The sequence below is a fragment of the Amycolatopsis aidingensis genome (assembly GCF_018885265.1).
In the GTDB taxonomy this organism is placed as follows: domain Bacteria; phylum Actinomycetota; class Actinomycetes; order Mycobacteriales; family Pseudonocardiaceae; genus Amycolatopsis; species Amycolatopsis aidingensis.
Genome location: NZ_CP076538.1, coordinates 3,222,942 through 3,235,506, shown reverse-complemented (window position 1 = coordinate 3,235,506; position 12,565 = coordinate 3,222,942). Strand labels below are relative to the sequence as shown.

Genomic DNA, 12,565 nt, shown 5'->3' with positions numbered 1-12,565 from the left:
CGCGTTGGCTTTCTGCATCCACGCGTTGGCCGTCGGGGTCAGCCGTGCAGGGCCTTCACCGTCACCGTCAGCACGTCCGGATCCCCGGAACGCACCGCACCGCTGAAGTCCGGGCCGCCGGTGGGCGACACGTCGTCGTAGGGGAAGGCGTAGCCGCGGTTGTCCGGCAGGGTCTCGTGCACGATCCGGGCGTAGTGGTTGGTCCGCGGGTTCCGGTAGAACAGCTCGGGCCGCTCCCCGTTCGGCTGGTCGGGGTTGTCCCGCAGGGTGGTCCGGTTCAGCGCGGCCGCCAGCCGGGGGATGATCGCCTTACGCACCGGGCTCGCGCCGGCCAGACTGAACGGGCCGCTGTCGCAGCTGAGCACGTCCGCCGTGCTCGGCCTGGCGAAGGTCTCCCCGTTCTCGAACCGCAGCAGTCCCCCGCTGACCCGTGCGGTCAGCACCCCGAAGCCGGACTGGGTGTCCACGGTCAGCGTGCGGCCGGAGTAGGTGTTCCACACCTCGTCGACGTAGCCGGCCAGATAGGACCCGAACTCCGTGGCCTGGTAGTGCGCGCTCATCGCGCGCAACGGCGTGCCGCCGTCGCGCTGCACGAGCCGGTCCCACGGCGCTCCGTCCCGCCCAGCCTGGGACACCAGTGCGGACGAGACCGTGTCCACGGCCCCCGCGGGCAGGCCGGGGACGGACTCCCTCCGGCCGGACAGGCTGCGCAGGGACAGCCCGAGTGGGGCCGCCACGAAGTCGACATAGCTGACGTTCACGAACAGCTCGGCCTCGTTGAAGGTGAACTCCGCGAAGGACCAGTCCCGCGCAAAGTTCGGGTCACCGGTGTTCAGGAAGCTGGGGTGCACCACATGCGGGCCCGGATTGACGAAGAACTCCAGCTTGCTTCCGGTGACCACATAGATCCGGGCGCCGTACATCCGCGGCACCCGCAGCCGGGTGGCGGTACCGGGCGCGCCGAGCGGGATCGCGCAGTCCTGACCGAGCGGGGTGACCGGCCCCGGCGGTGAGGGCGGGAAGTAGGAACTGCCGTCGGCCTTGACGAACAGCGGCCGGCCACCGGAGAGTCCCACGATGTAGGCGAAGGCCGAGCCGGAACCGGAGTGATTCACCAGCTCGAGGGTGAAGTTCTGGGGCGTGCGGGCCTGAGCCCGGCCGCTCAGGCCGCTGAGACCGCCAAGGGCCGGGACGGCCACCGCGGTCGCGGTGGCCCCGAGGAAAGCGCGGCGGGAGATCATGATGACTCCTCGACGATGGGGAGCAGGGTCGTGAGAGCGCTCTCCCGGCTTAATATGTTCCACATCACAACAAATGTCAAACCCGCTGACCCACTCTCGATGTCGGGGGTCGATGCGAACATGTGTTCGTGTCCAACCGGGAGACGATCCTGCATGCCGACCTCGACGCGTTCTACGCCGCCGTCGAGCAGCGCGATGATCCACGGCTACGCGGATTGCCGGTGCTCGTCGGACCCGGGGTGGTGCTCGCGGCCAGCTACGAGGCCAAGGCCTACGGGGTCCGCACCGCGATGAACGGCGCAAGGGCCCGCGCGCTGTGCCCGCAGGCGATCGTGGTGCGGCCGCGGATGTCGGCCTATGCCGAGGCGAGCAAGGCGGTGTTCGAGGTCTTCCGGGAGACGACCCCGCTGGTCGAGGGCATCTCCATCGACGAGGCCTTCCTGGACGTCGGCGGGCTCGGCCGGATCAGCGGGCCGCCCGCGCGGATCGCGGCCCGGCTGCGCGCCGAGGTGCTCGCGCGGGTGGGGCTGCCGATCACGGTGGGTGTCGCAAGGACCAAGTTCCTCGCCAAGGTGGCCAGCGGGGTGGCCAAGCCGGACGGCCTGCTGGTGGTTCCGGCCGAGGAGGAACTCGAGTTCCTGCACGCGCTCGAGGTCGAGCGGCTCTGGGGCGTGGGGCCCGCCACCGCGGCCCGGCTCCGCGAGCGTGGGGTCGCCACCGTGGGCCAGGTGGCCGCGCTCGGCGAGCCCGCGCTGGTGGCCATGGTCGGTCAGGCGGCAGGCAGGCACCTGCACTCCCTGGCACACAACCACGACCCGCGCCCGGTGCATCCCGGCCGCAGGCGGCGCTCGATCGGCGCGCAACGCGCACTGGGCCGTCGCGCCCGCTCGCGCGCGGATCTGGACGCCATCGTGGTCTCACTGGCCGACCGGCTCGCCCGCAGGCTGCGGCAGGCCCGGCGAACCTGCCGCACGGTGGTGCTGCGGCTGCGGTTCGACGACTACGCGCGGGTCAGCCGCTCGCGCACCATGGCGGATGCCACCGCAGAGACCGAGGCCATTCTCGGTGCCGCACGCGAGTTGCTGTCGCAGGCGTGGCCGATGATCGAGCGCCGGGGTCTCACCCTGCTCGGCCTCGCACTGGGCAACCTGGCCGAGGACGCCCCACGACAGCTCACCCTGCCGTTCACCCCGGCCACCGACAGCGCGCTGGACGCCGCGCTGGACAACGTGCGCGACCGGTTCGGTTCGGCCGCGGTCACCAGGGCCACCCTGCTCCACCGTGACCAGGGCATCTCGGTGCCCTTGCTGCCGGACTGACCGGCGGCCGAACGCTACGGCAAACGGGGGTGCACGCCGCCTCGGCACGTGCCGATGCATATGCGGCCATTCGGGTAGCACTGCTCGCTCAGCGCGCCGCGACCGTTTCGCGATGCCACCGGCGATGGTATGCATTCACCATGCCGGTGAATTAAAGGCGACGGACCGACGCCGTCGCGAACCGGCCCGAAGATCCTGTCACAGTACCGGAAAGGTTGATCTTGTGTCTGGTTCAGACCTGTATCAACGTCTCGGTCGGCACGCAGGAACGGCGGCGATAGTGGACGATTTCTATCGCCGGGTACTCGCGGATGCCGACCTCCAGCACTATTTCGCCGGGGTCAGCATGCCGATACAACGCAGGCATATGACGGCATTCCTGATCACCGCGGTCGGTCGCCCGGAAACCTACCGCGGACGCGACCTGAGCAGCGCGCATCGAGGACTCGCGGTGACCGGAAGCGATTTCGAGGGCATTGCCGAGTTGCTGGGCCAGTCCCTGCGCGAGCACGAGGTGGCCGAGGAGGACGTCACCACCGTGCTCGACCGGATCGCAGCATTGAGACCGCAGATCGTCCAGGCGGACAATTAGTGGATCCGGCGGCACTGAAAGAGTCCTGGACCAGGGTGTGCGCGGCCGGTGGAGACGCGGTGGCATTGTATTTCTACTCGCATCTCGCCCTGTGCGAACCGGCGATTCGTGACATGTTCCCACTGGGCATGGCAGGACAACGGGACAAATTCGTCAACGCGCTCGGCACGATCGTGGCCTCGGCGGACCAGGCCGAACGGCTTGGCGCCTTTCTCGCGAAACTGGGCAGCGACCATGTCGAATTCGGCACCAAACCGGAGCATTACCCTCCGGTGGGCGCCAGCCTGCTCGCCACGTTGGCGCATTTCGAAGGGGCGGCCTGGACCCCGGACCTTGCCGCGAACTGGGCCGAGGCGTACCAGGTGATCAGTGCGGTGATGCTGGAGGCCGCAGGCAAAACCGAAAACGGGGAAAGCACGGAGAACTCCGGCACCGACCGGCCCGGAACCTGGAGGTGACCCACCATGCCGCATTCTTCCCGACACCGCAGGCTCACCCCCCACGATGTGCGCGGGGTGAAGTTCCCGCCGAGCCGGTTCGGCACCCGAGGATACCGGGAAAGCGACGTGGACGCGTTCCTCGATCTGCTGGCCGAGGCGCTGGCGGAACGCGACCGGCAACTCGCCCGTGAGCGCGAGGAAGTCCACCGGATCCGCGACTGGCGGCGCTCACACGGCATACCGGACGAGGGGCGGCGCGAGCCGACCCCCGCGGAGGTCAACATCTACAGCCGGGCCCAGCTTCGCGCCGAGTCACTGGAAACCCGGGCGCAGCACCTGCTGCGGCAGGCCGAAGCCGCGGCGCGGCAACGGTTCGACGAGATCGTGCACCAGGCCAGCGATCAGGCAAAGGCGGTCAGCGTGCACGCCTCGGTGATCCGGAACCTGCTCGAGGCCCAGTTGCAGCGGCTGATCCAGGAGATCCATGTGCTCGGTGCCCCGGTTGCCACCGGTACCGGCGACGGGCAGGCCGTCTCGCCGCCATCTCCGGGGGTGCATCGCGAGGACGAGGGACTCTGACCGGCCCGGCCGGCCCCACTCACGGCGGTCGCCGGTCAGGCGTCGCGTTTGGGCATCAGCACCCAGAGCAGGATGTAGGCGAGAAACTGCGGCCCGGGAAGGATGCAGGACAGCACGAACACCAGCCGCACCTTGTTCCTGTTCCACCCCATCCGGTCGGCGATACCGGCACACACCCCGGCGATGACCTTCCCGTCCCTGGGACGATCCAGTACGGCGCCCATGGGTTCCCCTCCTTACTGATCGACTCCCCTTCGCACTGTAGTCGGACGGGCCCGGTGGCGCCGGTGGACGACCCATGGCCCGCCCGCCTGCGGGGCCGGTGGCGGTCATCGCAGTCCGAGCGCGCCCTGCCGGACCCGGTACAGCCCGGTGGAGAGCGCGTCGAGAAGCAGCAACCGCTCCTCGTCGCGCTCCCCGGCGCGCAGCCGCTCCAGCGGGCCGAGGTCCGGCTCCGCCGCCGTGCCGAGGGCCTCGGCGGCACATTCCAGCACGGCCGCCATCTCCGGATCCGCCTCCCGGCGGGCCAGCAGGGCGGCCGCGGCCGCGTACAGCCCGTGCAACCCCGCGAGCACCTGCTCGGCGGCCTCCCGCTGCGCCATCGTGGGAGGCGTGGCCCCCGGCTCACCCGTGGCCAGCTGCTGAACGGCCAGCGCGGCGGCACGCAGTCGCCTGGCCGGCCGGTCCCGCGCGATCTCCTGCCCGCGCAGCCGGACGGCGGCCTGTTCGAGCAGTTCGCTGCCGGTGCGCAGGGCGTGCTCCAGCCGCTGACCGAGATCCGGTTTGGGTACCCCCGGGATCGCGGCGAAGCCGAACAGCAACCCGACCACCACCGCGAGCAGCATCAGCAGCAGGTACTCCAGCAGCAGCTCCCCGGCGTCCAGCTGCCTGCTCGTCGCGTTCATGCCCACCGCCATCAGCACGATGCAGCCGTTGAACACCATCGGAAGGCGCCGCATCAGGGACAGCCCGATGAGCATGGCGGCCACCGCGACCGGCAGCAAGGCGGACGCGGGCAACAGCCACAACGCCAGCGCGAGCACCACGGCCCCGGCCAGTGATCCGGCGACCCGCTGCCACGCCTTGTCCAGGCTGTCCCGCCATTCCGGCTGCATGATCCCGAAGGTGGTGAGCAGGAAGGACACGGTCAGCGGGTCCCCCGGCCTCGTGCCGGCGATCAGCAGCGCGAGCAGCACGCCGAGGGCGCACCGTACGGCATGCCGCAGCTGTGGCGAGCCCCAGTTCACCGTGCCGCGCAGGAAGCTCAGCCGCACTTCGCGCCGCAGCCGGGACGGAAAGGCCACCCGGGACCGGTCCCGGTCGCGGGCCGCAGCGCTGATGTCGTCCAGTGTGGACCACAGTTGTGCCACCAGTGTCCCGGTGTCACCTGGCAAGCGGCCCCGTTGGCTGCGGTGCACCGGTTCCGGCCCGGAAGGGAAGCCACGGACCCGGACCGAGCGGGCCAGCACGGCCGCCTCCCGGCGCGCAGCCGCGATGGTCTCACCGATCTCCCGTGCCGCGTCGGGATCGACACTCCCCCGGCGTCCCTCCAGGATCACGATCAAGGTGCGCAGCCGCAGGATCCCGCCGAGTACCCGTGCCGTCCAGCGCACCGGCCGTTCGGAGAGCCACACCCGCGCGGCGCGCTCGGTGGTGCCCGGGTCGTCCTCGGCCAGCGCGTCGGCCAGCGCCTGCCTGGTGGGACCGCTGGGGTCCCTGGCGCCGGCCAGCACCCGCAGCAGCAGCACCACCCCGATGGCGAGCGCGGGAGCGCCCAGCAGCTGGCCCGCGGTCGCGGCCCCGGTGAGCTGGAAACCGTAGCCGAACAGCGAGGCCATGCCGAGGCCGAGCCCGACAGGGACGAAGCGCGGCCCGAGCACCGGCAGCAACGCCGCACCGAACACGACCACGGTGAGCAGGGTGATCGCCACCGCCGGGGCGGGACCGGCGAGCAGCTTCGGCAGGCCGACCCCGACCAGCAGCGCGGGGGCGAAGGCGGCCAGCAGGCGCAGGTCGGCGCCGAGCGGGCCACCGAAGGAGGCCAGCAGGCAGAACAGCGCGGTCAGGCCGGCCAGGATCGCGGCGTTGCCGAGCCCGGCGAGGAACCCGAGCCCGCTGGTGCCGCCGACCACCGCCAGCACGACGACCGGCATGCCGACTCCGCGCACCCGGGCTCCTCTCCGCGTTCCGGGTGCACTGTCGCAGAACGACGGCCGGGACGCGATCGGAGAATTTGACCCGGAAGACGGAATCCGCCTGCCTGCCGTTGCCGGTCCGCACGACTGTCCCGATCATTGAGTTCCCGAGAGCGCCGAGCCGGCGAGGACCGGGCGAGGAGAACGATGCTGGAGTTGCTGCGCCGCCAGTGGTGGCTGGTCGTGCTGCGCGGAGCCGTCGCCGTCCTGTTCGGAATACTGGCGATCGCATGGCCGGGAATCACGGTGCTGGCCCTTGCCGTGCTGTGGGGAGCCTACGTACTGGTGGACGGGATCGCGGCCGCGGTGATCGGCCTCACCGGCGGCCCGATTCCCGGCGCCGACCGGTGGGCCCACGTGCTGCTCGGGGTGCTTGGCGTGCTCACCGGCGTCCTCGCGCTGGTCTGGCCGGAGATCACCGTGCTGGTGCTGCTCCTGCTGATCGCGGCCTGGTCCATCGTGGCCGGTGTGCTGCAGATCGCGGCGGCCATCCGGCTGCGCAAGGTGATCGACAACGAATGGCTGCTCGCGCTCACCGGGGTGGTCGCGCTGGTCCTTGGCGTGCTGCTGATCGTCCAGCCGGGCGAGGGCGCCCTCGCGCTGGTGGTCGCTATCGGCGTCCTCGCCGCCATCTGGGGGGTCACCCTGATCGTGCTGGGGTTCCGGCTGCGGTCTTTCGGCCGCAGCTTCGGCTGAGCCACGCGGTATAGGGTGTTATACACCGGTCGATCGGGTTCCTTCCGGCCGCACGACCGCCACCGGGCATTCCGCCTTGTGCAGCAATGCCTGGCTGGTCGAGCCGAGCAGCAGGCCGGTCAGCGTGTTCCGGCCACGCGAGCCCACCACGATCAGCTGGGCGGCGGCCGCGGCCTCCAGCAGCCCCTTGGCGGGCCACCGGGTGTGCAACACCTCGGCCCGCGCCTCGACGTCGGGGTACTTCTCCCGCCAGCCGGCCAGCCGTTCGGCCAGCAGCCGCTGTTCACCCTCCTGCGTCTCGGTCACGTCGATGGCGTACGGCTCGGCCACCCAGGCCCCGTCCAGCGCGCTCTCGTGCCAGGTGTGCGCCGCGATCAGCGGCGCCGCGCACAGCGAGGCCTGCTCGAAAGCGAACGCCACGGCGGCCTCCCCCGCCGGAGAGCCGTCCAGCCCGGCCACGATCGGGGCGTCGGCCCTCGGCAACCCGCTGCCCCGCAGCACCACCACGGGGCAGTGCGCGTGCGCGGCCACGGTGACCGCGACCGAGCCGAGCAGCAGGCTGGCGAATCCGCCGAGGCCGCGCGAGCCGAGGACCAGCATGCGGGCCCGTTCGGAGGCCTCGACCAGCATCTGGGCCGGGTCACCAAGGGCGACCTTGCGCTCGGTCCGCACCCCGGGTGCGGCTTCGGCCGCCACCCCGGCGGCCGAGGCCACCCATTCGTTGCCCTGTTCCACGATCCCCTCGTCCGGGCCCCGCGCGATGAGCGGGTAGGTGACGCCGATATGCAGCAGGCGCAGCGGCAGGTCACGCCGCCGCGCCTCGGACGCGGCCCAGCGCACGGCCAGCAGCGCCGAGTCGGAGCCGTCCACGCCGACGACAATCGCGTGATGTTGTGCGGTGTTGGTCATGATGCCGGGTTCTCCTTCGTCCTCGCCTCAGGTTTCTCAGTGAGCTTCGCCGCCAAACCTCGGGAGTACAGGGGCAAGGCGTCCCCGGAACGCGGGCCTTTGGGCCCCGATCCGGTGGGCAGACCGCTAATCTCCGCTGCCGTCCGCCAGGGCGAACCCGGTGACCAGTTCGGGTTCGACCCGGATCACCCGCACCGGCTCCCGGCCGAGCCACCGGCGCGGCAGCCGCTCCAGCAGTTCCGGGGAGCCCGCCTGCCGCGCCATCCCGGTGACGGTCACGCTCCACCCGATCCGGTCGGTGGATTCGAGCAGGTCGGCCTGGTACGCGACCACCGCATCGACCGCGTTCAGTACGGTGGAACCGAGGTGGCTGCGGATGATGATCGCCCCGTCGGTGTCCAGTAGGTGGTGCACCGGCCGGATCGCCGGTAACGCGCGCTCGGTGAACACGATCCGGCCAACGGCCACACTGCCCAGCCTGCGCAGCGCCTCCGCGCGGCTCAGCGGCAGATAGCCGCACTCCCCCATCGGGTCGGCGCCCGACCCGTCGATCCGCCCGCGCATCGCGCCAGGTTCGCCGGACCGGCCGGGGATCCGAAAGGGTACAAAGTCCTCACGATCATGGCCAACGTCCCGAACCGTTACCCGCTTCCGCCGCCATTCCGCCTGCGGAAGCTTCCGTTCACAATGGACTCTCATCCGGCGCTGCCTGCGCGCCGGGCAGCGGCAGACGCCAGGTCAGCCGGGTACCCCCGCCCGGCTCAGGGCCGACCTCCAGCGCCCCGGCGTGGTTCGTGGCGCGGCAGGCCAGCTCGCGCAGGCCTGCCCTGGCCTCATCCGCGGGGAGGCCACAGCCGTTGTCCGTCACGTCGATGCGCAACTCGGCCCCCGCGCGTACCTGGACCGCCACCTCGGTGGCGCGGGCATGCCGCAGGACGTCGCCGACCGCGGCCACAACCACCGCCTCGGCACCGGCCGCGGCCCACGGCGGAACGAGCCGGTCCAGGTCCCCCGGCAGGGACACCGTGGAGGCCACCCGCGAGTCCGCGGTGCGGATCGCCAACGCCGCCAGCAACCGGGCGCGTAGTCCTGGCCCGCTGTCGCCTTCCACTTCGCGCAGGTCGAACACGGTCTCCCTGACTTCACGAATCACCTCGTCCAGCTGCTCCACCACCTGCCGCAGCCGCTGCCCGACCTGTCCGGAGGGCACCCGCGCGGCCAGCCCGTGCAGCCCCAGCCCGATGGTGAACAGCGGCCGGGTCACCCGGTCGTCGAGCTCCCTTCCGATCCGGTCCCGCTCGGCCAGTACCGCGGTACCCGGTGGAACGGCGCACCATGTCGACTCGTCCGTCCGCATGACGTCGTTTCGTTCACCTCGACTCGTGTCCCCGAATCGGTTCCTGGGACCGGTACCGGCCGGACCGCACCCTGCGTACTTTCTGACCCGCATTCGCACGGCGCCGGACTACGGCATTCGGATCAGTCGAGTACTCGATCCGGTCCCGGTACCGGCCGGCAAAAGTGAATCCTGCTCCAGGGATGACCGGATTTCACGTTCGCCGGATACATCGTGCCCGGCGGCCGGACTCGTCGTCCTCGCCCGCAACGGGCGAATCGCGTTTTCCGCCAGGACCGGATCGTCGTTCCAAACCCGTCTCGCCGCGGCGGAAAAGGACTCGGGTCACCCGCGCCGGGTGAAGTGAAGGCACGGGCCGGTGGGCAGGATCTACCCCGCTCCACCATCGAAACGACGGAAGGGAGTAGATCTCCGTGGGTATTTCGCGCTCGCGTCGCACAAGAACCAGAGTCATGCTGGTCAACCTGGCCATTATCCTGATCATTTCGATGGCCGCGCGGGACGAGCGCGAAGGCCAACTTCTGGCCAGTGCGCTTTCCATGGTGGAGCGGGTACCACGAAGCATTATCGCGCTCGTAAGGATCGCCACGGCCATAGCCGAATAAGGATGGAAGCCTCGGCCATCACGGCGGCGAAGATTCGAACTCCGCCGCCCGCACGTCAACTCGTCGAGCGAAGGCGGCTGCTGGAACTGCTGGACGCGGCCGGGAACGAGCCGGGTCCGGCCGTGACCCTGCTGCGCGCGGCTGCGGGCACCGGCAAGACCGTCCTGCTTGCGGACTGGGCACGAAGGTGCAGGCAACGCCAGGACGGCCCCGCGGTGGCGTGGGTCTCGATCGAGGCCGAGGACAACGACATCCGGTCGTTGTCGGCGGCCGTCACCGGCGCGCTGCTCGAGGCGGGCGGCCGGGAGCCGGACCGTGGGTGTCCAGGGCCCGCGCGCTCGGGATCGGAGTTCCTCGCCGCCGTCATGGCCTGCTGCGAGGCGCTGGGCACTCCCCTGGTGCTCGTCCTCGACGATGTGCACGAGCTCCGGTCCCCCGCCGCGCTGCGCGGCATCGACCTGCTGCTGCGCTACCTGCCGCACCTGGTGCACCTGGTACTCACCACCCGGTCCGCCCCACCGCCCGCGCTGTCCCGTCTGCTGGTGGAGGGCAAGGTGCGCGAGATCGACCCCGCCCGGCTGGTCTTCACCCGCGCCGAGGCGGCCCGGCTGCTTGCCGGGCACGGGGTCGAGCCCTCCGGGCCGGAACTCGACCTGCTGCTGCGCCGGACCGGCGGCTGGGCTGCCTGCCTGCGGCTGGCCGCCATGTCCCTCGCCGGCTCCGCCGACCCGGCCGCGACGATCGAAGGGCTCACCGGATCCGCCCCCGCCGTGGCCGACTACCTCGCCGACGAGGTACTCGCCCGCCAGCCCGCACGGGTCCGGCGGCTGCTACTGGAAACCGGTGTCTGCCCCGCGGTCAGCGTGGAGCTGGCCATCGCCCTGAGCGGGCAGCAGGACGCGGGGCAGACCCTGGACGCGCTCGCCCGCACCGGGACACTGGTCAGCAGGGAGGGCGACGGGCGCTGGTACCGCTTCCATCCCCTGTTGCACCAGTACCTCGGCGCCGAACTCGACCGCCGCGGGCCGCGCCTGCGGCAGCGGCTGCACGCAGGCGCCGCGGAGTGGTTCCTCGCCACGGGAGACACCCTCGCCGCGCTCACCCACGCCACCGCGGCTGGCCACGACGAGCAGGTGGCCAGCCTGCTGCAACGGTTCGGGCTCCAGCAGGTCACCGAGGGCAGGGCCGCGCGGCTGCGGGAACGGCTCGACCGGGTTCCGGCCCACGTACTGGCCAGGCCGGCCGTGGCGCTGGTGGCCGCGGCGACCGCACTCGAACTGAACGACCTGCCCGCCACGGACCGCTGCCTCGGCAGGCTGAACCACTCGGCCCACCCGCTGCGCTCGGGCTGGTTGCGCGCGCTGCACGCCGCGGTGACGCTGCAGCGCGCCCGGTACGGCGCCACCGTGCGCCAGCCGCGGGAGGTGCTGGCCGCGCTACGGGCCGGGGAGTCCGGCAACGTCGATGTGGACCTGCTGGTGCTGATCAACCGCGGGGTGCTCGGCCTGTGGCGGGGTGCGCACCGGACGGCGCGGCGGCACCTGGAGCGGGCCCTGCTGCTCGCCACCACCGAGCGCAGGGACGGCGCCCAGCTGCACGCCAGGATCTATCTCGCGGCCGCCGCGGCCGCGGCAGGCGAGCTGACCTGCATGGACTCGCTGGCGGGCGCGGCAGGCCGGTTCGCGGCTGAACGCGGCTGGGAGCGCACCTCCCGCTGCTCGCTGCTGCACACCATGCTGGGTTTCGCCGCCTACCAGCGACTGGACCGGGACGAGGCCCGGCAGGCCGCCGCGACCGCGGTGGAGTTGCTGGACGCACCCGGCGATCCGACCGTGGAGCTGTCCGCGCGACTGCTGCACGCCGCGGTCTCCTTCGAGGCCGCGGCCGATCCGCACGAGGTACTGGTCCGGCTGCGCGGGCACTGGAACCGGCTCGGCGGCAAGCATCTCGCCCCCGCGCTGGTCGCCTACGCGGTCCCGCTGGAGCAACGGATGGCGTTGCGGGTCGGCGAACCGGCCTGGGCGGTGCAGGCGGCCGAACGGGCCGGGCAGCTGTTGCCGTCCGCAGGGGAACACGCGGTGTTGCGGGCGGCGCTGCACACCCACCGCGGGCAGCTGACCGCGGCCCGCAGGCAGCTGCGTGCCGTGCTAGCGGGAGACCTCCGCCCCGTGGTCCCGCACACCCTGATCGACGCCTGGCTGCTGGAGGCGCTGCTGGCCGAACGGGCCTGCGACCCGCGGCGCGCGCACGAGGCCGTCGCCCGCGCGCTCGAGGTGGCCGCGCCGCGCAACGCCCGGCGCCCGTTCCTGGAAGCCGGCAGGCAGATCAGGGAGCTGCTGGCGGGCGGAACCGGCCGGTTCGGCCGGATGGACGGGTTCGCGGCCACCGTGCTCGACGCGCTGCCCGCGCAGCCCGCCGGCACGGCCGACACCCTGACCAGCAGGGAACTGGAGCTGTTGACCGAACTGCCCTCGATGCGCACCGCGGAGGAGATCGCCGAGTCCCTGTTCGTCTCGGTGAACACGGTCAAGACCCACCTGCGCGGTATCTACCGCAAGCTCGGGGTGAGCCATCGCAGGGACGCGGTGACCGCCGCCCGCCGCAGGGGGTTGCTGTGAGCGGCGGCGCGATC

13 protein-coding genes are annotated in these 12,565 nt (G+C 71.6%); 7 read left to right on the top strand and 6 right to left on the bottom strand.

Features of this window, described 5'->3' with window-relative positions; translation table 11 throughout:
- Positions 1-38: 38 nt before the first annotated feature.
- On the bottom strand, positions 39-1,241 hold the full coding sequence (locus KOI47_RS15215) for a glycoside hydrolase family 64 protein (protein ID WP_216216612.1): 1,203 nt from the start codon (positions 1,239-1,241) through the stop codon (positions 39-41).
- A gap of 122 nt (positions 1,242-1,363) precedes the next feature.
- Here KOI47_RS15215 and dinB point away from each other — a divergent pair, with 122 nt between their 5' ends.
- The 4 genes from dinB (at position 1,364) to KOI47_RS15195 (ending at position 4,171) form a co-directional block, all read left to right on the top strand.
- Entirely contained in the window at positions 1,364-2,560 is a 1,197-nt protein-coding gene (gene dinB / locus KOI47_RS15210) for a DNA polymerase IV (protein WP_216216611.1), read from the top strand.
- 112 nt (positions 2,561-2,672) lie between these two features.
- Complete coding sequence (locus tag KOI47_RS15205; RefSeq protein ID WP_332461464.1) at positions 2,673-3,152, top strand: group I truncated hemoglobin; 480 nt, start codon at positions 2,673-2,675, stop codon at positions 3,150-3,152.
- A gap of 59 nt (positions 3,153-3,211) precedes the next feature.
- Complete coding sequence (locus KOI47_RS15200) at positions 3,212-3,610, top strand: globin domain-containing protein (protein ID WP_232376753.1); 399 nt, start codon at positions 3,212-3,214, stop codon at positions 3,608-3,610.
- Between the two features lie 6 nt (positions 3,611-3,616).
- Positions 3,617-4,171, top strand: coding sequence for a DivIVA domain-containing protein (locus tag KOI47_RS15195; protein ID WP_216216608.1), 555 nt, complete (start codon positions 3,617-3,619; stop codon positions 4,169-4,171).
- A 35-nt stretch (positions 4,172-4,206) separates the two neighbouring features.
- Here the strand turns inward: KOI47_RS15195 and KOI47_RS15190 are convergent, their stop codons facing one another.
- Positions 4,207-4,395 carry a PspC domain-containing protein gene (locus KOI47_RS15190; protein WP_216216607.1) on the bottom strand — a complete coding sequence of 63 codons (189 nt, stop codon included), beginning with the start codon at positions 4,393-4,395 and terminating at the stop codon, positions 4,207-4,209.
- Positions 4,396-4,500: 105 nt separating this feature from the next.
- Positions 4,501-6,339 (bottom strand): FUSC family protein, encoded by a 1,839-nt coding sequence (locus KOI47_RS15185; RefSeq protein ID WP_216216606.1) that lies wholly within the window; start codon positions 6,337-6,339, stop codon positions 4,501-4,503.
- Between the two features lie 174 nt (positions 6,340-6,513).
- On the opposite strand from KOI47_RS15185, the gene KOI47_RS15180 reads away from it, so the two are divergent.
- The gene (locus KOI47_RS15180; protein WP_216216605.1) at positions 6,514-7,062 is read left to right on the top strand and encodes an HdeD family acid-resistance protein; all 549 of its coding nucleotides are present in this window, start codon (positions 6,514-6,516) and stop codon (positions 7,060-7,062) included.
- 18 nt (positions 7,063-7,080) lie between these two features.
- Here the strand turns inward: KOI47_RS15180 and KOI47_RS15175 are convergent, their stop codons facing one another.
- The 3 genes from KOI47_RS15175 to KOI47_RS15165 all read right to left on the bottom strand — a co-directional run bounded on the left by KOI47_RS15175 (position 7,081) and on the right by KOI47_RS15165 (position 9,328).
- Positions 7,081-7,971: a universal stress protein gene (locus KOI47_RS15175; RefSeq protein WP_216216604.1), complete on the bottom strand. Its 891-nt coding sequence runs from the start codon at positions 7,969-7,971 to the stop codon at positions 7,081-7,083.
- Positions 7,972-8,097: 126 nt separating this feature from the next.
- Positions 8,098-8,535, bottom strand: coding sequence for a pyridoxamine 5'-phosphate oxidase family protein (locus KOI47_RS15170; RefSeq protein WP_232376752.1), 438 nt, complete (start codon positions 8,533-8,535; stop codon positions 8,098-8,100).
- 118 nt (positions 8,536-8,653) lie between these two features.
- A complete protein-coding gene (locus tag KOI47_RS15165) occupies positions 8,654-9,328 on the bottom strand; it encodes a sensor histidine kinase (protein ID WP_216216603.1) in 675 nt (224 codons plus the stop codon).
- A 452-nt stretch (positions 9,329-9,780) separates the two neighbouring features.
- Between KOI47_RS15165 and KOI47_RS15160 the strand changes: the two genes are divergently transcribed.
- Together KOI47_RS15160 and KOI47_RS15155 are read left to right on the top strand one after the other, a co-directional pair.
- Positions 9,781-9,933 (top strand): hypothetical protein, encoded by a 153-nt coding sequence (locus KOI47_RS15160; RefSeq protein ID WP_216216602.1) that lies wholly within the window; start codon positions 9,781-9,783, stop codon positions 9,931-9,933.
- Between the two features lie 2 nt (positions 9,934-9,935).
- On the top strand, positions 9,936-12,551 hold the full coding sequence (locus KOI47_RS15155) for a LuxR C-terminal-related transcriptional regulator (RefSeq protein WP_216216601.1): 2,616 nt from the start codon (positions 9,936-9,938) through the stop codon (positions 12,549-12,551).
- The last annotated feature ends 14 nt before the right edge of the window (positions 12,552-12,565 follow it).